The organism is Mesorhizobium sp. M0296, from assembly GCF_040321675.1.
GTDB lineage: Bacteria > Pseudomonadota > Alphaproteobacteria > Rhizobiales > Rhizobiaceae > Mesorhizobium.
In genome coordinates this window covers 1-24,456 of record NZ_JAMYRZ010000046.1, presented here as the reverse complement: position 1 = coordinate 24,456, position 24,456 = coordinate 1, and the positions used below count along the sequence as shown (strand labels likewise).

Sequence of the window (24,456 nt, the reverse complement as noted above, 5' to 3'; positions counted from 1 at the left end):
CAAGGGATCCGCGGCGCAGCCTCGGGCGGCGCCGCGGCTCGGTCGCCGACGCAGTTTACTTGAACATCGCGCGATATTGGTCGACATTCTTCTTGGTCACGATCGTCACCGGGATATTGATGATCGGGTCGATTTTCTCGCCCTTCTTGATCTTGCCCAGCGCTTCGACCGCGGCCTTGCCTTCGCCGGCCGGATCCTGCTGCACGACCGCCACCACCCAGCCGTCGTCGATGCCCTGAACGGCCTGCTTGGTCAGATCCCAGCCGAACACCTTGACGTCGCCGGTGCGGCCTTGGCTGGTCACCGCCGAAACGGCGCCGAGCAAGGCCGGCTCTCCGGTCGCATAGAGCGAGTTCATGTCCGGATTGGCGGTCATCAGGTTTTCCGAAGCGCTCAAGGCGGTCTCCTGAACATTCTGGCCGTCGACCGTGTCGAGGAAGGTGACGGCCTGGCCGCTTTCGGTCACCGCCTTCTTGAAGCCGTCGAGGCGCTGGTTCTGGATGAATGAATTGAGTGCGCCGACGATACCGATCTTGGCCTTGCCGGCCATATCGGTCTTCACATAGTCGGCGTAGAATTTGCCGATGTCCTCGCCGGCCTTGGTGTTGTCGACGCCGATGAACGAAATATTGTCGCCGTCGGGGATCTGCGCGTCGATGGCTATGACGGGAATGCCGGCCGCCTTGGCTGCAGTGATCGCAGGCTTGACGCCGTTGACGTCGATGGCGACCAGAATGATGCCGTCGACTTTCTGCGTGATGTAGTTCTCGATCGCGTCGTTCTGCGCGCTCGGCACATTGTTGGCGTTGAAAATGACCAGCTTGGCGCCAGCGGCGTCGGCTGCCTTTTGCGCGCCCTCGTTGATCTGGTTGAAGAACAGGGCCTGCTGGTTGATGTTGACGAGAGCGAACGTATCGGCAAGCGCCGATCCCATGGCTGCCGAGCCCATGGCAATGGCGGCGGCACAGCCGGCGAGAAGTTTGAACAGACGCATTTCGGTTCCCCTTGCTTGCGGACCAGACCTCGGCTGGTCCCGTTGGTGCTACAGGCACGAGGCAAGCATTCAAGAGACTTGAATATTTGTCAATCCAAATGAACGCAGAGCGTTGCTCAGAAAGTCGCCGGCGTGTTGACCCAGAAAATGCTAGCGCGTTCCTCGCCGATGTTGCGGTAATGATGCGGCAGCTCCGACCTGAACACGAAGGCATCACCGGTGGCGAGAGCATGGCTCTTGCCGTCGACGATCAGTTCGATCCGCCCGGCGAGCACGTAGCCGACTTCCTCGCCGGCATGCTGGATCGGACCTTCGCTCGAGCCCTCTGCCTCGATGTGATGGATGTTGCATTGTAAGAGGTGGCCAGGCGAATACGGGATGATGCGTTCGAGCGAAATTCCTTCGCCACGCCGTAGCGCGTCGAGCGCGATCAAAGGCCTTGCGCCCGCCCGGAATACGATCGCCTCGTCGTCGTCGACTTGCTCGAACATCCAGCCGATATTGGTGTCGAGAACCTCGACCAGACGGTGAAGCATGGACAGGGACGGCGAAGCCTTGCCGTTCTCGATCTTGGACAGCAGGCTTTCCGAGCAATTCGCAGCCGCGGCCAGCGTCTTCAGCGTCATGCCGCGTGTCTGGCGGGCGAGGCGCAGCCGAGTTCCAAGTCTTGCGGCATTTATGGTGGCGTCCGTTTCTGATTCTGGCCGCCGTCGATCGATTTTGTTCATCTGTTCGCCAACCATTCAACGGTCAAGGGCAACTATCGCGCGAGCAAAAGACCTCGGCTGACGATTTGCAAGTGCTGATGCGTCAAATTCGAGACTGCAGCCGCAGCTACCTCATCCGGCGAATGCCGCTCCCGCATGAACCTGCTGAATGATCCCGCGCCAGTTATCCCTATCGCTTGGCTGTCCATCGTGGTCGAAATCGCCAGCCGTTACCGCGTTTGCGTCACGTTGCGAGTGGACTTGTAACGACAATGCGGGCAAGGCGGGCCACGCAGCCAATCTACACAACCACGGCCGCGCCGACACGATAAAATCTGGACTGTCCCCGAATTTGCGGAGCGCGCCCAGAAGTCACCCGCGGCAGCGCCCCATGGAGTTACGCCCAAGGCGCACAGGCTCTCGATAGCCGCGACGTATCCAATGAAATCCTTGGGGCAGTCGCGCAGCCGCTTGAGCTTCGACAATTTCAAAAAAAGTCCAACAGAATTAAATGGAATAGTACCTTGCTGATGTAAGTTGCGGAAGCGACGCGCGGTTAATGCTTTAGAAGTATAGACACATCGACACGAGGTGCGAAGAAGCAACGCCAATACAGCTGGTTGGTTACAACATATTTATTTTCGCAGATATGGTATTGCCCGTCCGGGGATTCCTGTACACGGTCCCGTGGGATGGTGAAATTATGCGGCAAATAAGTGTACCCGCCGTCTACCCTGGACCGCACCGAAGACCGAGGTATGGCGCGGCAATCTGAACCGCCGCAGCACTTGAATTTGGTCTGTGGGTCAATCTTATCTTCGTACCAATCATGGGCGTTAGCGGCTGTTGCGGCGGCGATACACATCGCCGTGAAGATGAGCCTTCGCATGGCATTCCTCAAGTATCTGGCAGGCGCTGCTCGTTGGGGTTTCCATGTATATTAGCGTTCCATTGAAAATACCATTGGCCTCCGACGGACTTAACGCAGCTTCAGCAACGCTCGCAACGGAAGACCGCATTGGGTCACGTCAGGACGACACTTGCGCCGACCAAAGGTCAGCTCTTGTCGCTCCGGGTTGGAAACCCGACCGTCTGCTCTGCGCCTGATGTCGGCCATAGAGGCGAACTTTGCCTCCGCCCGGAAGCAGACACTGCAATTGACCACGCTGAAGGTCGTGGTCGCGCCAGAGCCTGCAAAGGCACAACTCGGCACACGAGGGCGAACATTCCGCTGCGGAAACAACTTGAAGAAACGCTTCGCGGCCCATAGCATGCCGCGCCATGGTGAAATCTGATCGAGAGGTCAGTGAGATCGGTCGGGTTTTTGAGCCAGTGCAAGGTAGGGAGGATAATAATTATGGCTTCCGAAGTACAGGCAAACAACGGCGTTAACGTAGAGGCGCTGCTCGGCGCACGCGAAGCGCTTACCAACGCCCCGGAGGCAGCGCAGTTCAAGTGGCGCGCGGCCTGCGAATGGAAGGATGGCACCCACAGCCACTCGTCGGTCGAGAGCTTCTACGGTCTCGGCGAGGATCAGCATCGCAAGACCACCTTCACATTCGACGCAGACCATCCGGAGGTCTTCGCTTCCCAGGACAAGGGCGCCACGCCCGTCGAATACGTGCTGGTCGGACTGGCGAGTTGCCTGACCGCCGGCATCGCCGCGGTTGCCCAGAACCGCAACATCCAGTTGAAGTCGGTGAAGGCGACCATCGAAGGCGACATGGATCTCGCCGGAATACTCGGCATCGACAGCGACGTGCGCAACGGCTTCAGCGGCATCACGGTGAAATACAACATCGACGCCGACGCCAAGCGCGAGGACATCGAGGCTATCGTCGCTCAGTCGCAGAAGCGGTCGGCGGTCTATGACATTGTCACCAATCCGACGAACGTCACGGTCGTGGTGAATTGAAAGGCGCTTCGAACCGTAGACTCTCCTGATGAGAGGGTGCGATTAGTTCCGTCACCACAGTGATCGTCGGCGCGGGGCACGCGGGGCTCGCGATGAGCCGCTGCCTCGCGGAGCGCTCTATCGACCATGTGCTGCTGGAGCGCGGCGAGATCGCCCATACCTGGCGCACCGAGCGATGGGATTCACTGCGGCTGCTCACCCCGAACTGGCAGAGCCGGCTGCCGGGCTTCCGCTATGACGGCGACGATCCCGACGGCTACCGGACGATGCCTGAGGTGATCGACTTCCTCGGGAACTATGCCAAGGCGATCTCGGCTCCGGTCAGAACCCACTCGACCGTTACCTCGGTTCGCAGCGACGGGGCGGGATATCTTGTGCGCACGGACCGCGGCGAGTGGCGGTGTCGGACCGTCGTGCTGGCGTCGGGCGCGTGCAACATCGCGCGCCTGCCCGACGTCGCCAGCCGCGTGCCGCCGTCGGTCGCCATGCTGACGGCACAGTCCTACCGCAATCCGGGTCAGGTCGCCGACGGTGGCGTGATGGTGGTGGGCGCGTCGTCGAGCGGCACCCAGATCGCACAGGAGCTGCAGCGTTCGGGGCGTCAAGTGACCCTGTCGGTGGGCGAGCACATCCGGGCGCCCCGCGTCTATCGCGGCAAGGACCTGGAATGGTGGATGGACGCCGCCGGCGTGCTCGACGAGCGTTACGACGAGGTGGACGACATCAGGCGGGCGCGACGGGTTCCTTCGCTACAGCTTGCCGGCACGCCCGACCGCATCACCCTCGACCTCAATGCGCTCGACGACCTCGGCGTCCGGCTCATCGGTCGTCTTGCCGGCATCACCGAAGACGGCAAGGCCCAGTTTGCGGGGTCGTTGCGCAACATGTGCGCGCTTTCCGATCTCAAGATGGCACGGCTGCTCGACGTCATCGACGAATGGGCGCGCGCCAACGGCCTGGACGCTACGGTCGGGCCGCCGGATCGCCCGCCGCCGACCCGTGTCGAGGACAACCCGCCGCTCGGCCTCGATCTTGCCGGAGGCGCGATCAGGACGATCATCTGGGCCACCGGCTACCGGCCGGACTACTCCTGGCTGGAACTGCCGGTCCTCGACCGCAAGGGCCACGTCCGTCACGACGGCGGTGTAGCGGAACATCCGGGCCTGTACCTGATGGGGACGCAGTTTCTGCGCCGCCGCAAGTCTGCTCTGATCGACGGCGCTGGCGACGACGCGCGTGATCTCAGCGATCATCTGGCATCGTACCTCGGGTAAAATTCAATCTGCTAGCAGAATCAACGTCTGAGACTCCAGAGGGAACAGGTTGGTTGCCGCGACAACCCCGAATTCTGCGCCCCTGCAGTCATATTCCCAAATGCAGCTTTGGCTTCCAGAAGGGGCGGAACAACTCAATCTTGGGACAGCGGTTCATCACCACTTTCAAGCCGGCTTCCTCCGCCAACTGGGCGGCAGCGTCATCGCGCACCCCAATCTGACCCCACAGAACCTTGGCATTGATTGCGATGGCCTCCTGTGCAACTTCCAACAGATCTTCGGAGCGGCGAAAAACCTCAACCATATCCACAGGCCGGTCGATGGCCGCTAGTGACGCGTACACCTTAAGCCCTCGAATCTCATCCAGACCGGGACTGGGGTTGACCGGGATCATGTCGTAGCCGATTTCGTGCAGCACCCTGAGTACCCCATAGGAAAATTTAGTTTTATCGGGGCTGGCCCCAACCATCGCGATGGTTTTGACCGATTTCAGAATGTCTTGCAGGTAAGCCTCCGAATAGGGCTCATCATGATTCATATGGGTCATTTCTTTGCTTCCAACGGGGTCGCAATATCGGCTTTCAATTCATGAGCGGCCAGCGGGTCAAGGAAGGGGTTGCGATAGAGCTTGTCGTGGCTCTCAACGCCGACCTCCAGCGTGCAGTCGCTCATAGGGCGGGCGACGCAGAGGATTATATAGCCATTGTTGATCTGGCGGTTGTTCAGCGCCCGCTGCGCTTTTTGATCGACTTTGCCGCTGATTATTTTGGCCGCACAGGTTATGCAGCCGCCATACTTGCACCCATACGGCAGATCCACGCCCTGCTCGCGCAAGCTTTGCAAGAGGGGCTTGCGGTGATCGACGTCAAAGGCCGCACCGCCTTGATTGGCGAGAATGATGGTGAAGCAGGTCATACCCAGATGTCACTCGTGCAATCACCCCCGGGATAACGGGTTTCGTGGCAGCGGCTTGGTCCATTTGGTTCCTTACCAAAATCAACAACGAATAGCGGATCGATTTCCATGCCGCCGTTTTCCGTATCGCAATTGACCATCAGCATGCATCCGCCATTGGTGCGGATTTCGGGATAGAACTGATTATCCCACGTCGAGAAGAGTGAGGTCGTCACATAAAGGCGCTTGCCGTCGAGGCTGAGCTGTATCATCTGAGGCCCGCCAGTCACTTTCACGCCATTGACCTCAGGCGCACGGCCGAGAAGTCCGCCCATCCACACTTGTCCGGTAAGCTTGGCGTTGTGAGGGTCCGAGATGTCGTACTGACGAATGTCGCCATGCAACCAGTTGCACATATAGAGGTATCGATCGTCCATGCTGAGCAGAATGACCGAGATCACGCCCGGTATTGGTATCGGCCATTCGGGATGCGGCTCATTGCCGACATCGACAATTTTTTCCCATTGCCAGTCACCCGCCGCGTCCTTCCAACAATGGATGATATTTGCAGAAAGGGCCGCGCCAACAAAGCCGTGACTGCTGTCGGGGTTATGATGGAATCGCACTTCCAGTGGGATCAAGCCATCTTCACCGAGATAGAATGTTTGCTTTGGCTCCTTCTTTTCAAAATCCCAGAAATGGATCTCTCGGCCATATTTCAGATGACCAACCTCTTCCAGGTCAAAGCCAGGCATGAAGGTATTGGGCGCGGCCCATTCCGAGCTGACCATTACGTTGTGTCGCGGCTGGTACCAGAAATCATAACCAAACTTGATCCTGCCCATGGAGTTTTCCCAGCGGCCGACAATCTCGAACTCCTTGCTGAGTTGCAAATAGCCGCCGGGGGCATTGCCCTGGGCGTCACCAAGCATGGAAACGATGATGTCCGAGCCGAGGCAATGCACCGTGTGTGGCGCCGACAGGTTAGTCCTGGCTTTGATTTCAGCGCCGTCTATCACCTTGAACAGTGTCGGGCTGCGCGGATCGGTACCGCAATCGACAATATGCAGATTTGACGAGCGCACACCCGGCACGATCAGATATTTTCGCTCCTTGCTCGCATCGCCGTGGCACGACGAACAGGCGTTCCAGCCCGAGTGATGAAGCTCATCGCCAATACCCGGCATTTGCAAACGCGAAATCACCTGGCTGTAGGTCGAACTCTCCGGGTCGACATCAATGGTGCACAGATAGTCCGGCTTCTGAATGCCCGTGCCGGTGTAGATGGCAATCGTATAGAGCAGCTTTTCGCGAGGTGCCGTCATCGCCTCGGCTGGAGAAGCATAGCCCGGTCCACAGCAATGATTGGTCATGGGTACTTCCCTTTGAACAGATCACTGGCCAGCCCCAAAGGGGCAAGCTGGAATGTTAGTGCATGCTTGGCATTGGCGCTATGGCCGGGGTGGCTTGTGAAGTGCGCACGTGACGTACAACTTGGCGACAGAGCCCTGTGGGACCACCCAACGCCAGCTTCTTATCCCGAGGGAACGTTGGCGGAGTGATCGGAGAGCAGTGCCTGGACCAAGCCCAAGTGAAAGCCTCCGGCTTCTTTCCACGGTTTCAAGACAGTATTCCAGCGGTCGGGAACGTCTGGGTTGGGTCAGTTCGAGACTTCGAACCCCGGATTGGATGTCTGCATTCTCGCGCGTTCTTACCGCAATCGATCGGACCGCTTCCGGCCATTACCTGATCCTCAATCGCAATCGCGCATGGTCATCCTATCAGGTTGAGCTACCATCGGCGCAATGCGTGTGGGGTCTGAGCGGGTGTGCAAAATGAGAGCAAGTCTCCTTGCAATCGCTACCTCGACGCTGCTGAGCGAACCCAGCACTGCGTGCACGATGCCTGGTTCTTTGAGTGCGGAGGAACGAGCACTCGCCGACAGTGTCTTCGTCGGACCGTTGTCCGCTTGGATCATCCGAAGCAGAGAAAAACCGTAGCGCGCGGTGAATCCTCACGCAGCGGGCTGAGGCCACCCAAGCCTCCGGCTCAGCCGCTACAGCCCGTCAGACGCCCGACCAATTCCGGCACGAACCTCTGTCGCTTGGCTACATCCGCCAAAACCTGCTCTGCCTTTTTGGTTGATCGGCTGGGAGTTCGGCCGGCCTTCGCTAACTCGAGCCTGCCTCAGCTTACCTCAGCAACGACTGCCCCCGAGACCGGGTCGGTAAGGCCGAGGTCGCCGCCGAGGTCTTCGAGCATATCGCGGAACGTGTCGAGAATGCCGATCATCGACGGCCGCGCGGCGGCGAGGCTGTCCATGTCCTGCCACTCGCCGACAAAGCAGAATGTGGGCTCGCCAGTCTTGATCAGGGCGCCCTTGCGAAAGCCTGTCGCGTTGAGCGCGATAGTCTTGTGCGCTTCGACGAAGGCCTTTTCTATGCTTGGCTTTGTGCGAAAGCGGACTACATTGTAGGCGGTCATAGCTTCCTGCGATCGATTGGAGCAGCAACTTTTTTGAGCAGCAATCTTCCTGCGGCAATCCTACTACGGGGGGCCTCCAGCACCATGTTGGACGGCGTCTCTGCGGTGCGGCGGAAGCGGTGAAGCCACCGCTGGTGACGACCTCCCTCAGCCTTGCCTCTCCGGCCTGGGCGCCAGCCCCGGAGCCCGACATCCTGCGTCAGCGACGCGGGCGTGCACACAAAGGCGGAGGCGGCATAATAGGCGCGCCCGACCGGGTTAACAGCCAGATGATCGTGCGCGAACGGCTCGACGATCATCCACGTGCCGTCCGGCTTGAGCGAGCTACGAGCATGCGTGGCATGGCGTCGAGGCTGCCGATCTCCCCCACAACAACGGTACGACAACGGGGAGGTTGCGCTCTCTGCCAAAACGCGGCTCCGCCTCGCTTTTTTATTGATCACGACAAAAAAACAACGCTAACTGGCTCCCGCGGAGGGGCCATGCTGACAAGTGATGAAGTGGGAGCGATCCCGTTGTTTTCGGGTTTGCCGGCGGCAGAGCTGGAGCGGCTGGCGCGGACAGCGGCCGATCTTCACCTCAGCCCCGGAGAGTTCGCGATTCACGAGGGTGGAGAGGCCGCGCTGTTTGCGGTTCTCGCCGGCAAGATCGAAGTCCTAAAGACCTTCGACGGCATCGAGCGAACGCTGGGTTGGCGTCTGCCGGGAACGATCTTCGGCGAGGTGCCGATTGCGCTTGGCTCGGGATTTCCCGGTGGCTATCGCGCCGCCGAATCTTCCCGCGTCATGCGCATCGAGGTTCAGCAGTATTATTCCATCGCCGCGGTTTCAAAGGACGTGGCCCAAAAGGTCAGCGCGCTTGCCCGCGAGCGGATGGGCGGGCTGCAAAGCGTCACTGCCGAGCCGCATAGGCCGCGCGTCACATTGGTCGGCCATCGCTGGGACACGGCGTGCGGCGAACTGCGCCGGTTTCTGGCCCGCAACCAGATTTCGTTCACCTGGCTTTTGCCCGACACGTCGGATGCCGAGGCTTTCTGGTCTGCCCTCGGCAGGCCGGCTCTCGATGGTCCCGTTGCCCGGCTGGCGGACGGGGAGATTATCGAAGCACCCGCCGTGCGCGATCTTGCCATTCGCCTCGGGCTGCAGACGCGCCCGCGCGGCGCCGAGTACGACGTCGCGATCATCGGCGGCGGACCGGCCGGTCTTGCGGCTGCGGTCTATGGCGCCTCCGAGGGGCTGCGCACCATCGTCGTCGAACGCGAGGCGCCCGGCGGGCAGGCGGGAACATCCTCGCGCATCGAGAACTATCTCGGCTTTCCAAGCGGCATTTCCGGCGACGAGCTTGCCAGCCGCGCGCTGCAGCAGGCAAAGCGGCTCGGCGCCGAAATCCTGGTCACCCGTTCGGTCGCCGGCATCGACCCGACGACGCACGAGGTGGTGCTCGACGGCACCGATGTCGTGCGCGCCCGCAGCCTCATCCTGGCAACCGGCGTCGCCTGGCGCCGTCTTGCCATCGACGGGTTCGACCGGTTGATCGGCAAAGGCGTTTATTATGGCGCCGCGCGCAGCGAGGCGAGCAGCACGCATGGGCAGGATGTCTACCTGATCGGCGCCGGCAATTCGGCCGGCCAGGCGGCGATGCATTTTTCCGGCCATGCGCGCAGCGTGACGCTGCTGGTGCGCGGCCCCTCGCTTGCCGACAGCATGTCCCACTATCTGATCGAGCAGCTCAGGGCGAAATCCAACGTAAAGGTCCAGCTTCGCTCCGAAGTCCAGGCCGTGCACGGCGAGACGCACCTGACGGCGATCGACATTCTCGACAAGACCGGCAACGAGGTGAGCCGGCACGAATGCGGCGGGCTGTTCGTGTTCATCGGCGCCAACGCCGAGACCGAGTGGCTGCCGGCCGACGTAGCGCGCGATGCACGCGGTTATGTGCTGACCGGCGACGACGTGAAGAAGGCCGGGCTCTGGTCGCATGGCCGCGACCCCTACCTCCTCGAGACCAGCGCGCCTGCGGCGACGTACGCCTGAGCCCGGTCAAACGCGTTGCCTCCGCGGTCGGCGAGGGCAGCATGGCCATCGCCTTCGTCCACCAGTATCTGGCCAATGAAGAGAAAGTAGACCGCAACCAAAGCTAGAGGGTCAAGTAACCAGAATGTCATCAGCCGGTCGATGCGGCGTGAAAACCGCCAATTAAGCATCGAAAGCACGCTCGAAGGCTGGCCGCACTTCGCCGCGGGCTACATAAGCGGAGAGGTTCGGATGTTCGTCCAGTATAGCCGATCCGTTCAACCTGCGCAGCACCGCCACCATCAGAAGGTCACCGGCGCTGAACGCACCATCGAGGCAGTCGGCATTGCCCAGGCGATCGGAAAGTTCGCCCAGCCGGCCACGGATGCGATCCTCGACCATGGGCAGGCGCTGCTTATGCCAGGTCTCGTCGCGGGTCGTCAGCGGAAGGGCAGTTTTCTGACTAGGTCGTTCGAGAACCGGACCGTCTGCTTCCGGCCCCGAAACGGTCATTCCGGATGACAGGTTGCGTGAAGCGGTTCGCGCGGTGCACGGTGGCGCAAGAAGGATGGTTCAGTCGAAGAAGCCCGCATTCTCTTCCCGGAGATACTTCCTGGCTGCTTCGACGTCGATGTCGAGGCCCAGCCCCGGCGCTTGCAGCAAGTCCACCATGCTGTCCTTCACGATCTGCGACGGCAGGCCGATTACGAGGTCCTCCCACCAGGGGTCGGAGGCGCTCGGGTATTCGAAGGCAATGAAGTTGGCGGGCAGGGTGGCGCAGACATTGATCAGCGCGCCGAGGCCGAGAAGGCCGTTCGCGGTGCCCTGCGGTGCCATCAGGATCGAGTGCATACAGGCGTGCTCGGCGACCCATTTGAGCTCGGCAATGCCGCCAATATCGGCCGGATCGGGGCCGATGACGCGCACCCGCCTGCGTTTCGATCAGCTCCTTGAAATTGTGCCGCAGGTAGATATGCTCGCCGGTGTGGATTGGCGTCGAGGTTGAGGTGGTCAGTTCCCGATAGGCCTGCGGATTGACCCACGGCACATAGTCGCCGGTCAGCATGTCCTCGAGCCACATCAAATTGTACTTCTCGACCGCGCGAGCGAACTTGATCGCATCGGGCAGCATCCAGCCCGGGCCGCAGTCTAGCGCCAGGCCGACCCTGTCGCCCAGGCAATGCTGGCGCGAATGAATGCAAAACCCGATCGCGTGCTGTTTCCGAAGAGCAATTTGAGGTGAACTTCCTCAGGCCACGCCCGGGCGGAGCCATCCCCCGCCCGCGTCGCGGCAGGCAAGCTCGGATACTCGAACGTGTGCGTCCAATCCTCCTGACTCGTTCGTGTCGACATGGCTTGCGATCTCCGACTCAGGCGGAACCCATGATTCACAGCCGACCCCAAGGAACACTGTTGCCGCCGATCTAGCCGTCTTATCGGTATCGGCGAAGCCGCTGATCTGTGCTAAGCCGCCGCCCGAATAGCCAAAGGAGTACACCCGTGAGCGAGCCGACCGTGGCCGAGGCGACCGACAGCATCTATGCATCGCTCCGGGTGAACAATGCCGACATCGACGCACATATCGCGGCGCTCAAAGCAGCGCTGGCGCGAGAGGGGATAGAACAAGCGGTGTTCGATCCGACCAGGCTGGCGCAGAACAACCGTTCGGGCCGCAAGCTAATGCAGGCTTATTTTCGGCAGCGCGGCGTGAGCGTGAGGTTTTCGGCCTCGTAGGGGCGCACGCTAAGGCGCCACGGCCCGCCGGCAATCATTGTGGTCCAAGATCCCGCGGGGAGTTCAGGCAAGTCCGCTTTTGGCTTCTGTAGGCCGGCATGCGGCTTCCGGCCCCGCCGACGTCAAAGCACTTAGGAAATCGGCCGACAAATGGTCAATTCAATCACCTGCTCCGGCTGCCGAGTACATCAGCGACCGATTCGCCGCTTCTGGCTTGCGGATTTGACCGGATCCATCGCATGAATCTGCCGCCTTGAGCGCTTCGGCGCGGTCAGATTTGTCTAACGCTCCTATCCATCGAACCGACGCGAAAAATCGTGGATAGTCGCCCGAACACAAATCGAACAAGCGGAGAAACGTCGCCACCCGATCGCCGTAGACGGAAGTCGCGGCGAGCTTCGCGTTGTTGATCGGAGAATCGAACCAGACATCGTACCTCCGGTATCCATGCCAGCGACTGTCGCGCATCTCTCGGTAGCGCATCCGCAGCCGTTCGATCGCGGCTATCTTTGCGGCCCGCTTTTGCTCAGAGGTAGCGCTGTCGTCATAGACGTGCCTTAGCTCGTCTCGGGTCTGCGACACCAGCGCAAGAAATTGAGCTCTGCGCCTCCGGTCGGCTTCGTAACGGCGCAAACCGGCAGTATCCCCATTCGCGCGCAGCCATTTTCTTACACCGGTTGTTTCGACAGCGGTAGCGAACGCCTCGTTGAACCCGGAATCGTCCTGTACGTAGACGCGCTGGTGGGCCAGCTCATGGAACACCAGCCCTGCAAGACCCGCTTCATCTTGGCTGAGCATGGTGCTTAGCAGCGGGTCACTTGACCAGCCGAGTGTGGAATATGCAGTGATGCCCGTCACATAGACGTCCAGGCCCTGTCTCTGAAGTTCGACAGCGGTTTCAATCGCAGACCTTTTGGAGAAGTATCCTCGGTACGGAACGCATCCAAACACTGGAAAGCACCATGTTCGTGGCGTCAGCGAGAATTCCGGGGCTGCGAAGATGGCCCATGTCACCGCGTCCCGACCAACGTCAACATAGCTGCGGTAGCTATTGTTGTCCGGCAGCGCTAGTTCATCTATCGCAAACTGTCGGATGGCGCTCGCCGATGCCATTCGAGCGCGCAATGTCCCAGGGGTCGAAGGATTGTCGATCAGCTTTCCTACATCCTGCCGCGCCGCCATGATCTCCAGGTGACCCTTCAGGGATTGTGCGTAGTAGGAAATGCTGGTGCAACCTGCCACGCCGGACATCACGATCATCGCAGCAACCGAACGAAAAAAAGCATGCATCATGCCCACAGCATCGCTCACACGTCCGGATAGGGCAAATGTCGCAACTACGCCCGGTCCGAAACCGTCGCGCCAATTTGGTTAAGATCCTGGATGGGGTTTAGGCTAGACGTTCGTCCTCGGCAAGATTGTCACAATTCGGTCACACGCCGCCAAATTGCCGAATGTCCGGACACGGCGGACTGAAGCAACGCAGCATTTTCCACTTTGAGGCGAAGTAATTCTCAACTATGGTCCGCCAGGCTTTTGGCATGAGGGGGAATATTGCCGATGGTTTTATCACGCAGGGGTGTCGTGCTCGGCGGCCTGGCGCTGGTCGCGGTGGGTGCAACCAGCAATATTGCTCAAGCCGCGGCGGCAAAATCCTTTTTCGCCGGTACCGCCAGCGACAACAATTTTGTCTATCGCAAGACCAACTTCGCCAAGATCGACAAGAGATGGCATCGCCAGATCGTCAAGTATTTCAGCAGCGAGCCTGTCGGCACCGTCGTGGTCGATACCCGCCACCACTTCCTCTACGTCATCATGGAAAACAAGACCGCCATCCGCTACGGCGTCGGCGTCGGCAAGGACGGCTTCAAATGGTACGGCCGCGCGACGATCGACCGCCGCGCGCTGTGGCCGCAATGGGTCCCGCCCCCCGAAATGCGCAAGCGCAGGCCGGAGCTACCCCCCATGATCGCAGGCGGCGCGTCCAACAATCCGCTCGGGCCGCGCGCGCTCTATCTGCACCGCGACGGCGCCGACACCGGCTATCGCCTGCATGGCACGCTGGAGCCATGGAGCATCGGCACCGACGCTTCCAGCGGCTGCATCCGCATGTTTCCGGAAGACATCATCGACCTCTACCAGCGCTGCCCGATCGGCACCGGGGTGCAGGTCCTGCCGCACATCGCCGACCAGGCGCCCGCTTCCACCACTGTCGAATGATTGGCGCCTCATGAACCGCATCATTGAAAACACGCGCCGGCTGCTCGCCGCCGGCCTGCTGCTGCTGACCGCATCCTGCTCGACCAGCAACACGCTGGCCCCTTCCACGCCCGACGTCACCAACACCGAGGTTGCCGGTTTCCAGAATGTGCAGCCGGGCAGCGAGGAGGATTTTATCCTCAATGTCGGCCGCCGCACCTATTTCACGCAAGGTTCGGCCGCGCTCGATTCTGTCGCCAAGGCCACCCTCGACACCCAGATCGCCTGGCTAGCAAAGCATCCGCGCTGGCTGCTCAAGCTGCAGGGTTTCGCAGACGATCCCGGCGCAAGTGAAATGGCGCTGTCGCAGCAGCGCGCCGATGCGGTGATGGACTACCTCGCCGCCGGCGGCATAGACCGCAACCGCATGTGGGCCAAGGGCTACGGCAAGGACAGGCTCGTCCGCGAGTGCCCCGACACCGCCTGCAGGTCGCAGAACCGCCGCGTTGTGTCTAATTTGCGCGATGAGAGGGACGAGCCGTAGGGGCTGCTGTTCTGCTTGTGGCCCGAAGCAGAGTCTCACACGCGACGGCGGCATGGCTGCTTTGCGCCTAATGTCGGTCATCGAGCACGCCATAGCCGCATCCCAAAAGCAGACATCCGAGTGAACAGGCTTTATTTGCGTAGGCTGCCATTGGGTTGTTACTCGCGGAGCGACCGCTTTCCCCCGTTGCGGCGAACTGGAGATCGGTCGATGGCTGGGGCTGCTTTGTGCCGGCGGTTCGACGCGCCGCATCGTCCGAAAGAAGCCGGAATGCGTCTAACGCTAGCTTGGCCGACCGATCCACCGCACGATTTCATAGGCAGGCATCGGGCGGCGAAAGCCCTTCAGCGTAAGTTCGCCAACAAGAACGGATTCGACCAGCGACTCGACAGCGCCGAACACCCGTTGGCTGACGAGAATCTGTCGAGCCTTCGCCTCTTCGCACAATCGAGCCGCATGGTTCGACACAGTGCCGATTACCGCATAGTCGGCGCGCTGATCGAAACCGATCCGCCCGATGGTTGCATGGCCCCGAGCGATGCCGATTCCGAAGCCGAGCAAGTAATCCCGCTTGCGCCATTGCTCTGAATGCCCGTCAATCGCATCGCGCATCGCCGCGGCCATAGACACGGCCCTCTCGGTATGGTCGGCGCACGGCAGTGGATCGTTGAAAACCACGACGATACCGTCGCCCACGAACCGCTCGAGAGTCCCCTCGTGGCGGACAATTTGTTCACCAAGACAGGAATGATACTCGGCAAGAACTGTCATGACTTCTTCGGGTTCGGCGGTCTCTGCGAAGGCCGTAAAGCCGCGCAAATCGCAAAAGACAACGGTCACCTCGCGACGGTGACTTTGCAGAAGCGCATCGCCATTTCCCGCCGCAACGATGAGGTCGGCGACCTGCGCGGGCAGAAACCGTCGGAGCCGGCCCATTCGCTCGATCTCGGTCACCTGCTCCGCCACGGTCTGCTCGAGCGAGCGGTTCCAATCGGAAAGCTGCGCGGCCTGATCCTGAAGCTGTTGGGCCTGGCTTGCGACGGTGTCGTGAAGCGCCTTCTGGCGCAGCATCGAGCGCACCCGCGCCAACAGCGCCCTGTGCTCGAAGGGCTTTGTCAGGTAGTCGTCACCCCCGGCGTCCAGCCCCTCGACAACATCACGCGTATCGGCCTTCGCGGTGACGAGGATGACCGGAATCGCCTGCAGGGAGATGTCCTGCTTGAGCAGGCGAACCACGCTGATACCGTCCAGCTTCGGCATCATGATGTCGAGCAGGATCAGATCCGGCGTGAGTTCGCGAGCTTTTGCAAACCCCTCTTCACCATCGGCGGCGGTCGCCACTTCGTAGCCATTCGCCTCGAGGCGCATGCGCAGGATCTCGAGGTTCTCCGGAGTATCGTCGACTGCGAGAATGCGAGGCGGATCGTGCAAGGCGCTGCCTCCCTCAAGAAAGGAACCCGCGAATCTCGGAAAGCAGCTGGCGCGGACTGAATGGCTTGGCAATGTAACCATCGCACCCAGCAGCAAGGGCTTTCGCCTCGTCGCCCGACAGCGCGTAGGAGGTGACCGCGATAATCGGAATGTGCCGCAGCGCCGGGTCGGCCTTGATGCGGCGGGTCGCTTCATACCCGTCGATCACCGGGAGCTGAATGTCCATAAGGATCAGGTCTGGCCTGTGCGCTCCCGCTGCAGCGATGCCGGCGGCGCCGTCCGCCGCCTCGATCAGTTCGTATTCGGTGGTGGCAATGAGATCGCGGATGATCTGGCGGTTGTCCTCGGTGTCTTCCACCATAAGGATTCGTTTGGTCATGCGGCCCTCACGTCCTCATTCACCCAGATTGGTACCTTGAGACGGAATGTCGACCCTGACCCGATCACGGACTCGACGTCTATGGTTCCGCCATGCATTTCGACGATGCGCTTCGAGATCGCCAGGCCAAGACCTGTGCCACCCTTCTGCCTGGTGCTGCTGTTGTCGACCTGCTGGAATTCTTCGAAGATGAGAGCCTGGTCCTTGGACGCGATGCCGGGACCGGTGTCTCGGACGGTGATCTCGAAGTGCCCGTCGACCGCATCGGCAAGAATGTCGACCGCACCCGTTTCGGTGAACTTGACGGCATTGCCTACAAGATTGAGCAGGACCTGCGTCAAACGGCGCTCGTCCCCGCGGCCGAATGGAAGGTTCTCGGCAACAGTCGTTGAAAGCTCAAGACCCTTCGCTCGTGCCAGCGGTTCGACAGCCGTAACGGTCGATCGAACAATCTGCGCGATGGAGTAGTCCTCGATCGCCAGCGTGAGCTGGCCGGCTTCGATCTTGGAAAGGTCGAGTACGTCATTGATGAGCCCGAGGAGGTGACGGCCGTTCGCCTGCACGCGCGCGACGGTCGTCTTTGCCTTGTCCGGGAGTTCGCCGTAGATGCCGTCGACCAGCAGTTCTGTGAAGCCCAAGACCGAATTGAGCGGTGTCCTGAGCTCGTGGCTCATATTCGCGAGGAACTGGGACTTGTGGCGGCTAGCTGCCTCCAGCTCCCGGCCTTTCTCCTCGATCTCGCTGAACAGCTTGGCATTCTGGATCGCGAGCACCGATTGGGCAGCGAAGGTCTCCAGCAGGTGGACAACTTGCTCATGGAAGGCACCTGGCTTGTGGCGCCTGACGACCAGTGCACCGACGATCTTGTTGGGCCTCAGCAGCGGAACGATCAGGATACCGCGATATCCGGCGTCGACGATCGTCTTTCTTACAAGGAAGGATGAGGTCTCCTCGCTGAGGTCGGGAAACTGCACCGGCATGCAGCGCCCGGGCGCGTCGCCGATCCCCATGTCGGCCAGCCCGATCGTCTGGTGCGAGACTGCGGCGATAAGCTCATCGCTCATACCGAAGTTTGCGCGCGGACGGAATTGCTGCCGCGTGCTGCTGAACACGTAGATGGTGCCAGCATCCGTCTCCGACAACTGGACCGCCTTGGCGACGATCGTTTTCAGCACGGTGTCGAGATCCAGCGTCGAATTGACCGCCTTGCTCACCTCACCAAGCGCCTCGAGCTCACCAACAGACGCGGCAAGCTCGCGCGTCCGTGACTGCACCGCCTCGAAGAGCCGCGCATTCTCGATGGCGATCACGGCCTGGTCGGCGAATGTCTCGACGAGCGCGATCTCCTTGGGATTGAAAGGTTGCGGCTCAACCCTCGTCATGACGAATACGCCAACGAGATCACCTTCCCGCAACAGCGGGGCAGCGAGGACGGTGCGGAATCCGCCTGCCTCAGCGATCAAGACAACGCGGTAGTCCGGATCAGCGGTCACGTCTTCGATTTGCACGATCCGCCGTTCTTCGATTACGCGCCCTACGGCGGAGCCTCGGCCTGCGGCAAGCTCTGGAAGTGGATTGGCGTCGACATAAGCACGGAAGCTGGGCGGGTAGCCATGCGTCGACACATAGCGGAATACGCCATCAAGCAACTGCACGATACCACCCTTGTCGGCACGGCAGAGTCTGACAGCCGATTCCACCAACGTATCGAGCACGACCTGCAGATCGAAGGTAGAGCGGCTGATGACCTTCAGAACGTCTGCAGTGGCTGTCTGCTGCTGAAGGGCTTCGTCGAGCTGCTGGGTGCGCGTCTCAATCTCCTGATACAGGCGCCCCAGCTGGTCGGAGGTCCGGTTGACGTTAGCGGCGAGCACTCCAAGTTCGTCGCGATTGGCGACGGCAACCTGTTGGGCGAAGTCGCCGGCCGCTATCTGGCTGAGACGCGTCTCGATCTTCTTGACCGGTTCGATCAACGACCAGGAGATGATGTAGCCGAGCCCCAACGCCAGCAGGATACTGCCCACCGCAAACGAGACCACGATCAGTCTGGACGTGCCGTACGCACCCTCGGTCGTTTCGATGGCCGCCACCATGTCGGCTTCGGCCATGTTGACCAGCTGGTTTGTCAGCCGCTCGAGGCGATCAGCCGACGGTATGATTTCATCAAGCTGAACCTTGCGCGCCTCCTCAGTACGGCCGGCGCGGACGAGTTCTGCCACGTGCGTCACGCCGGCCGTCAGCCGTTCGTACTCTTGCCTGACCTGGCCAAGCACTTCCACCTCGGCTTTGGCGACGAACTCCATGCGGTCGAGGTCGTAGCCGAACTGATTGAGCTGGCGCAGCGCCGCATCCAGCATCCGGTCGTCCTGAAGCAACAGGGCGGTGGAGATGCCGTAGAGCTGGCTGGTCGTATCGTGCTGTACCTGGCGGTAGGCCGCGATCCTGCGCTGCAGCTTGATCAGCTCGTTGGTCTGATCGTTGACCCCACTCAGCACCTGCAACCCGACGGCCCCGAGCACGATCAGCAGGCCGACGATCGACAGGAACGCGATCAAGAGCTTGGTCTGGACGCGCGCCGGCAGCCGGGCAACCCAGCCAACGAGCCGGTTCGTTATGCTATTTGGATTCGTCCAAGAGGCTGACAAGGTCATCCCGGAACTCCTCCAAGTCGAACCGGACGCCAAGATACTGTACTCGCAAGATGCCATTGGGGTCTACGAGCGACGTCAACAAGGTATGGTCGACATCTCCGTTCGCCGCCTTCTTCGCGATGACCCCGTATTTCCGTCCCACCTCATGGACGACCGCCGGATCGCCGGTAAGAAACGACCAGCCCTTCAGATCGGCGCCAAAATTCTGCGCATATTCCTTCAAAACATCGGGCGTGTCGCGCTCCGGGTCGACGGTGATCGAAACAAAGGCGATTTGGGGTCCGAACGCACTACCCAACTTTTCCTGCACGCTGGCCATATGGGCGGTCAGCATGGGGCAGACGTCGGTACAGTACGTATAGATGAAGGCGATGGCGACCACCTTGCCGCGGAAGTCGCGCAGCGACACCGGCTTGTGGTCCTGCGATATCAGCGTGAAATCCGGTGCAGCGCCCATCATCGGCAGGCGCTCGCTGTTCCCAGCGTGCGCTGACGCTTCGTGCGCAGAGGTGTGCGCAGGCTCAGCGACGAGGGCGAGGAGCAGCAACGCGCGCGTCGGCCAGCGGCTCACGTCTTCATCTCGCGCTTGAGCTCCTTAAGGAAACGCCAGTCGGTGCCGCGGTCCAGAACCTCCTGTGGCCTCATCGTGACCGCATTTGTCTCCTGCATACGCAGCGCATAGAAACGCAGGGAATCCTCGGGGTCATATTCGCGCCATTTGTCGTAGCGTATGTCGGAACGGATAGCCTGAAGCGTGTAGTCGGTGGCGTAGCCTATATCGACCGCACTTTTCGCAACCGCTTCCGGATTGGTTATGCAGAGGTCCACGGCCTTGAGTAGGGAGCGCATGACTCGTTTAGTCGCCATCGGGTAACGTCCTGCGTAATCTGCGGTGCTCGCGAGCATGCAACAAAAATACTGCGACCATGGTTTGTCGATCGCCGTGCTGACAAGTACATGGCCGAGCTTTCGCTCGCGCGCCTGCTGGGGCGTGGGCGGTCCGCCGAGGAACGCATCGATCTTACCCTCCGCGAGGCTTTGAACCGCATCGGGGGTTACGAGAGTTTCGAAATCCTTTGCCGGATCAAGGCCAACATAGGAAGACATCACATTCAGCAACAGATACTGGATGGTGCTGCCATCCACTCCGACCGTCTTACCCTTCAGATCAGGGATGCCAACGACCCGATCGTTTGCGATCAGCTCAAGGCAGCCGACATGCAAGCCGGTCAAGACTTTTATCGGCGCGCCTTTTGCGATGTTAAGCACATGCGCGAGCGGGTAGTTCCAGTCGAAGTCGATCTCGCCGTGGCCGATCCAGTCCGACGAATCCGGGCCGGTGCCCGAAGACACGAACTCAACGTCGGCCAAGCCTTCGGCATGCAGAAGCTCGGTGGCCGCATACATCGGCGATTGGCAGTCCGAGACCTTGGCGAACACCGGCAACCGGACTTTCGTCGTCTCTGGCGCCGGCTCGGTGAGCGCCAGCCTCGGGGCTGCGACTAATCCCGCGGCACCCGCCGCGATGCCGGCCATGAAGCGGCGTCGGTTCTGGATGATGTGCATGACGTTCTCCTCTTCAGCGGTCCTTCGCGCTGCGCCTTTCACGTCTTCAGTTCGCGCTTGATCTCTTCGAAGAAGTGGAAATCCGTCCCTTTGACGATGATCTCCTGCGGGCTCGACTTGATCATGCCCGTCTCCAGGAGGCGCAGCGCGTAGAAGCGCACCGAGTCTTCAGCATCGTATTCCCGCCACCTGTCGTGCCCGGTGTTCTGCAGAGTGGTCAGCGCAACGTCGTAGCTCGGCAGAAAGCCTCGATCAACCACCGCGCGGGCGGCCGATTTCGGGTTCGACACGCAGAATTCGACAGCCTGGAGGATGGCCCGCAGCACGCGCTTGGTGGCGACCGGATACTTATCGACATAGTCGGTCCGGCCGGCGAGCATGCAACAAAAATACTGCGACCAAGGACGGTCGATAAGATTGCTGAAGACCGTGTGACCTACCTTCTTGTTCCGAACCTCGGAGTATTGGCTGGTGTCTACCAGGAAGGCATCGACCTTGCCGTCGATGAAGTTCTGCATGAGCGAGCCGTTCTCCTGGACGCCTACGACCCACTCAACATCGTGGTTGGGATCGAGCCCGACATAGTTGATCAGCAGTTGGAGAAACACCTGCGGGTGGTCGTTCATCGCCCAGACCCCCACCCGCTTGCCCTTTAGGTCGGCAACGCTGTTGACGCGATCGTTCGCTCGCAACTCCCAGCAGCCGGAATGCACGCCGGCCAGGATCTTGACGGGCACCCCGGCCTCGACGCTGCGGATGTGCATCGGCGGCATGTTGAAGTCGAAGTCCGTCTCACCCGCTGCAATCCATTCGCTGCTGTCGAAGTACTTTTGATTACCTTGCACGTACTGGACATCGGTCATACCGCCGGCGCGGAGCAGTTCGCCAGCGAGGTAGAGCGACTCCCAGCAGTAGGCGCCTCCGACCCACCGGCCCAGCCGGACACTGGTCGTCTCGGGCTCCGGCTCGGCAAACGCCAATCTCGGGGTTGCGACAATTCCCACGGTGCCGGCTGCCAGGCCGGCCATGAAACGGCGTCGATTCTGAATGATCCGCATGTCACGCTTCCTCCCTGGGACAAAGCAGGCTCAGGTTTTCAACTCACGCTTCAGCTCCTCGATGAAGCGCCAGTCCGTTCCATCGGCGATGATCTGCTGTGGGCTCGACTTGATCATGCCCGTTTCGTGCATGCGCAGCGCATAGAAGCGCATCGAGGCTTCGGCATCGTAGTCCCGCCAGACGTCGTACCGCGTGTCGCTCAGCGTTTGCAGCGCGATTTCGTAGCTGGGGACGAAACCTCGATCGACCATCTGCGCTGCACTCCATGCGGGATCCGAAATGCATAGGTCGGCGCCCTTGACGATGGCTCTTAGCACGCGCTTGGTCGCCACCGGATATCTGTTCACGTAGTCCGCAGCGGCCGAAGTCATGCAGCAGAAGTACTGCGACCAAGGGCGGTCGAGGGTCGTGTTGAGGATCGTGTGGCCGATTTTCTTGGCGCGCAGTTGCTGCGTCTCCGGCGGCGTGAAGAGATATGCATCGAACTTCCCGTCGGCGAAGGCTTCCACCGGCTTGCTTTCCTGGACCCATTCGATGTCGTTGACGGGGTCCAGTCCGATATAGGCGGCCATCAGGGCGACCAGCACGCGCGACGGCGCATCGATGTCGTGCATGCCCACCCGCTTGCCCTTGAGGTCCGGGATGCCTTGGATGCTGTCGTTGGCGATCAGCTCGAGGCACCCGGAGTGCAGACCGCCAAGCACCCTGATTGGCACGCCGGCGTCGATCGACGCGACATGGACCGGCGCGTAGTTCATGCTGAAATCCGTGTCGCCGCGTGCAATCCACACCGCCTGATCGACTTTCTCGTCGCCCTGCACGTAACGGACGTCGGTGAAGCCCTCCGCTTTGAGGAGCTCTCCGGCCAGGTACATCCCCGCCCAGCAGTAGGCACCATCGATCCACCGCGGCAAGCGGACGGAGGTCGTTTCAGGGGGTGCCTCGGCCCAAGCGTCAGTCGTTGCGCCGATGAGACCTGCAGCGCCTGCTGCCGCAGCACCGGCCAGGAAGCGGCGGCGGTTCTGGATGATCTGCATGGGGTTCTCCCTCCCATTGAAAAATGGCACGAGGCTGGCTGCCCCTCACGTCTTCAACTCGCGCTTCAACTCGTCAAGGAAACGCCAGTCAGTGCCGGTGGCGATGATCGTTTGCGGGCTCGACTTGATCATGCCCGTTTCGTGCATGCGCAGCGCGTAGAAGCGCATCGAGGATTCGGCATCGTAATCCCGCCACCTGTCGTACCGGATGTCGTGCAGCGTTTGCAGCGCGTAGTCGTAGCTGGGCACGAACCCTCGATCGACCATCTGCTGCGCTACCAATGGCGGATCCGACGCGCAGAGGTCGGCGCCCTTGAGGATGGCCCTGAGCACGCGCTTTGTCGCCACCGGATGCCTGTCGACATAATCCGCAGTCGCGGAAATCATGCAGCAGAAATGCTGCGACCAGGGCAGGTCGGTGGTCGAGTTGAGGATCGTATGGCCTACTTTCCTGGAGCGAAGTTCCTGCGTGCGGGGCGGTTGGCCGAGGACTGCATCGTATTTTCCTTCGACGAAGCCTTCCGCAAAATTGTGTTCTTCGATGACCCATTCGATGTCGTTGACGGGATCGAGCCCAACATAGGCGGCCATCAGAGAAACCAACACGTATTGCGGCGAATCAAGCGTAAAGACCCCAACCCGCTTTCTCCGCAGGTCCGAGATGCCTTTGACGCTGTCGTTGGCGATCAGTTCGAGGCACCCGGAGTGCAGTCCGCTTAGTACCCTGATCGGCACTCCTGCATCGATCGACGCCAGATGAATCGGCACGTAGTTCACACTGAAATCCGTCTCGCCGTTTGCGATCCACGCCGAATGATCAACCTTCTTGTCGCCTTGCACATACCGGACATCGGTGAACCCCTCGGCGCGCAGCATTTCTCCGGCAATGTACAGGCCCGCCCAGCAATAGGCGCCGCCGATGTACCGCGGCAGGCGGACGGAAGTGGTCTCCAGCGGCGGCTCGGCCCGGGCTTGTGTTGCGGTGCCGATAATTCCTGCGGCGCCGACGGCCGCAGCGCCGGCTAGGAAATGACGGCGGTTCTGGATGATCTGCATGGGCTTCTCCTTCCCAAGGAAAAAGGCACAACGAGTCAGCCAGCTGCTCAGGTTTTCAGCTCACGCTTCAACTCGTCGAGGAAGTGCCAGTCCGTTCCGTTGGCGATGATCTGTTGCGGGCTCGATTTGATCATGCCCGTCTCCTGCATGCGCAGTGTGTAGAACCGCAGGGAGTCTTCAGGATCGAATTCCCGCCAGCGGTCGTAGCGGATATCCTTGAGCGTTTGGAGCGCGTAGTCATGCGACGGGACGAAATCGCGATCGACCATCTGCCGGGCCACCCACTGCGGATCCGACACGCAGAGGTCGGCGGCCTTGAGGATGGATCGCAAGACCCGCTTGGTCGCCACCGGGTACCTGTTCACGTAGTCCGTGGTGGCGGAGATCATGCAGCAGAAATACTGTGACCATGGGCGGTCGACGGCATTGTTGAGGATCGTGTGGCCGATCTTCTTGGCGCGCAGCTCCTGCGGCTGGGGCGGCGTCCCAAGGAATGCGTCGATCTTCCCTTGGATGAAGA

22 protein-coding genes and 3 pseudogenes are annotated in these 24,456 nt (G+C 60.8%); 6 read left to right on the top strand and 19 right to left on the bottom strand.

From position 1 onward, the window contains the following. Positions 1-55 precede the first annotated feature (55 nt). Both NKI97_RS30140 and NKI97_RS30135 read right to left on the bottom strand, forming a co-directional pair. Positions 56-994 (bottom strand): ABC transporter substrate-binding protein, encoded by a 939-nt coding sequence (locus tag NKI97_RS30140; RefSeq protein ID WP_352449198.1) that lies wholly within the window; start codon positions 992-994, stop codon positions 56-58. Between the two features lie 116 nt (positions 995-1,110). Further along, positions 1,111-1,722: a cupin domain-containing protein gene (locus NKI97_RS30135; RefSeq protein WP_352838012.1), complete on the bottom strand. Its 612-nt coding sequence runs from the start codon at positions 1,720-1,722 to the stop codon at positions 1,111-1,113. Between the two features lie 1,336 nt (positions 1,723-3,058). Here NKI97_RS30135 and NKI97_RS30130 point away from each other — a divergent pair. Together NKI97_RS30130 and NKI97_RS30125 are read left to right on the top strand one after the other, a co-directional pair. Further along, the gene (locus tag NKI97_RS30130; protein WP_023679231.1) at positions 3,059-3,616 is read left to right on the top strand and encodes an OsmC family protein; all 558 of its coding nucleotides are present in this window, start codon (positions 3,059-3,061) and stop codon (positions 3,614-3,616) included. A 59-nt stretch (positions 3,617-3,675) separates the two neighbouring features. Next, entirely contained in the window at positions 3,676-4,890 is a 1,215-nt protein-coding gene (locus tag NKI97_RS30125) for an NAD(P)-binding domain-containing protein (protein WP_352838011.1), read from the top strand. Between the two features lie 88 nt (positions 4,891-4,978). On the opposite strand, the gene NKI97_RS30120 is transcribed toward NKI97_RS30125, so the two are convergent. The 5 genes and pseudogenes from NKI97_RS30120 to NKI97_RS30100 form a co-directional block, all read right to left on the bottom strand. Further along, entirely contained in the window at positions 4,979-5,428 is a 450-nt protein-coding gene (locus NKI97_RS30120) for a CoA-binding protein (RefSeq protein ID WP_031212498.1), read from the bottom strand. 5 nt (positions 5,429-5,433) lie between these two features. Further along, positions 5,434-5,805 carry a 2Fe-2S iron-sulfur cluster-binding protein gene (locus tag NKI97_RS30115; RefSeq protein WP_352449195.1) on the bottom strand — a complete coding sequence of 124 codons (372 nt, stop codon included), beginning with the start codon at positions 5,803-5,805 and terminating at the stop codon, positions 5,434-5,436. Beyond that, positions 5,802-7,157: a selenium-binding family protein gene (locus NKI97_RS30110; protein WP_352838009.1), complete on the bottom strand. Its 1,356-nt coding sequence runs from the start codon at positions 7,155-7,157 to the stop codon at positions 5,802-5,804. The genes NKI97_RS30115 and NKI97_RS30110 overlap by 4 nt, the downstream gene beginning before the upstream one ends. An 814-nt stretch (positions 7,158-7,971) precedes the next feature. Beyond that, positions 7,972-8,268 carry a DUF718 domain-containing protein gene (locus NKI97_RS30105; RefSeq protein WP_352838008.1) on the bottom strand — a complete coding sequence of 99 codons (297 nt, stop codon included), beginning with the start codon at positions 8,266-8,268 and terminating at the stop codon, positions 7,972-7,974. 74 nt (positions 8,269-8,342) lie between these two features. Next, positions 8,343-8,588, bottom strand: a pseudogene (locus NKI97_RS30100) (SAM-dependent methyltransferase); the annotation flags it as partial. A 162-nt stretch (positions 8,589-8,750) separates the two neighbouring features. On the opposite strand from NKI97_RS30100, the gene NKI97_RS30095 reads away from it, so the two are divergent. Then, complete coding sequence (locus NKI97_RS30095) at positions 8,751-10,301, top strand: FAD-dependent oxidoreductase (protein WP_352838006.1); 1,551 nt, start codon at positions 8,751-8,753, stop codon at positions 10,299-10,301. Between the two features lie 162 nt (positions 10,302-10,463). Here NKI97_RS30095 and NKI97_RS30090 read toward each other — a convergent pair. Then, a pseudogene (locus tag NKI97_RS30090) lies at positions 10,464-10,712 on the bottom strand (glutathione S-transferase family protein); the annotation flags it as partial. A gap of 141 nt (positions 10,713-10,853) precedes the next feature. After that, positions 10,854-11,460 (bottom strand): annotated as a pseudogene (locus NKI97_RS30085) (enolase C-terminal domain-like protein); the annotation flags it as partial. A gap of 320 nt (positions 11,461-11,780) precedes the next feature. Here NKI97_RS30085 and NKI97_RS30080 point away from each other — a divergent pair. Next, positions 11,781-12,014, top strand: a complete 234-nt coding sequence (locus NKI97_RS30080; protein ID WP_023679240.1) for a hypothetical protein — start codon at positions 11,781-11,783, stop codon at positions 12,012-12,014. 159 nt (positions 12,015-12,173) lie between these two features. Here NKI97_RS30080 and NKI97_RS30075 read toward each other — a convergent pair whose 3' ends face one another. Then, positions 12,174-13,307, bottom strand: coding sequence for an aminopeptidase (locus NKI97_RS30075; RefSeq protein ID WP_352838004.1), 1,134 nt, complete (start codon positions 13,305-13,307; stop codon positions 12,174-12,176). 267 nt (positions 13,308-13,574) lie between these two features. Between NKI97_RS30075 and NKI97_RS30070 the strand changes: the two genes are divergently transcribed. Beyond that, complete coding sequence (locus NKI97_RS30070; RefSeq protein WP_352449190.1) at positions 13,575-14,234, top strand: L,D-transpeptidase; 660 nt, start codon at positions 13,575-13,577, stop codon at positions 14,232-14,234. Between the two features lie 10 nt (positions 14,235-14,244). Then, positions 14,245-14,757, top strand: coding sequence for an OmpA family protein (locus NKI97_RS30065; protein WP_352449189.1), 513 nt, complete (start codon positions 14,245-14,247; stop codon positions 14,755-14,757). Positions 14,758-15,039: 282 nt separating this feature from the next. On the opposite strand, the gene NKI97_RS30060 is transcribed toward NKI97_RS30065, so the two are convergent. The 9 genes from NKI97_RS30060 to NKI97_RS30020 all read right to left on the bottom strand — a co-directional run. After that, the gene (locus NKI97_RS30060; protein ID WP_352449188.1) at positions 15,040-16,188 is read right to left on the bottom strand and encodes an adenylate/guanylate cyclase domain-containing protein; all 1,149 of its coding nucleotides are present in this window, start codon (positions 16,186-16,188) and stop codon (positions 15,040-15,042) included. Positions 16,189-16,201: 13 nt separating this feature from the next. After that, positions 16,202-16,567, bottom strand: a complete 366-nt coding sequence (locus tag NKI97_RS30055) for a response regulator (protein ID WP_352838002.1) — start codon at positions 16,565-16,567, stop codon at positions 16,202-16,204. Further along, positions 16,564-19,218 carry a GAF domain-containing protein gene (locus NKI97_RS30050; protein WP_352750644.1) on the bottom strand — a complete coding sequence of 885 codons (2,655 nt, stop codon included), beginning with the start codon at positions 19,216-19,218 and terminating at the stop codon, positions 16,564-16,566. The genes NKI97_RS30055 and NKI97_RS30050 overlap by 4 nt, the downstream gene beginning before the upstream one ends. Continuing rightward, complete coding sequence (locus tag NKI97_RS30045; RefSeq protein ID WP_352449185.1) at positions 19,184-19,789, bottom strand: SCO family protein; 606 nt, start codon at positions 19,787-19,789, stop codon at positions 19,184-19,186. Before NKI97_RS30045 ends, NKI97_RS30050 begins: the two co-directional genes overlap by 35 nt. Next, the gene (locus tag NKI97_RS30040) at positions 19,786-20,784 is read right to left on the bottom strand and encodes an ABC transporter substrate-binding protein (protein ID WP_352449184.1); all 999 of its coding nucleotides are present in this window, start codon (positions 20,782-20,784) and stop codon (positions 19,786-19,788) included. Before NKI97_RS30040 ends, NKI97_RS30045 begins: the two co-directional genes overlap by 4 nt. Before the next feature lie 38 nt (positions 20,785-20,822). Then, entirely contained in the window at positions 20,823-21,842 is a 1,020-nt protein-coding gene (locus NKI97_RS30035; protein ID WP_352449183.1) for an ABC transporter substrate-binding protein, read from the bottom strand. A 30-nt stretch (positions 21,843-21,872) separates the two neighbouring features. After that, positions 21,873-22,880 (bottom strand): ABC transporter substrate-binding protein, encoded by a 1,008-nt coding sequence (locus tag NKI97_RS30030; RefSeq protein ID WP_352449182.1) that lies wholly within the window; start codon positions 22,878-22,880, stop codon positions 21,873-21,875. A 45-nt stretch (positions 22,881-22,925) separates the two neighbouring features. Beyond that, positions 22,926-23,936 carry an ABC transporter substrate-binding protein gene (locus tag NKI97_RS30025; RefSeq protein ID WP_352838000.1) on the bottom strand — a complete coding sequence of 337 codons (1,011 nt, stop codon included), beginning with the start codon at positions 23,934-23,936 and terminating at the stop codon, positions 22,926-22,928. 47 nt (positions 23,937-23,983) lie between these two features. Continuing rightward, on the bottom strand, positions 23,984-24,456 hold a 473-nt coding region (locus tag NKI97_RS30020; protein ID WP_352837998.1), incomplete at its 5' end, for an ABC transporter substrate-binding protein.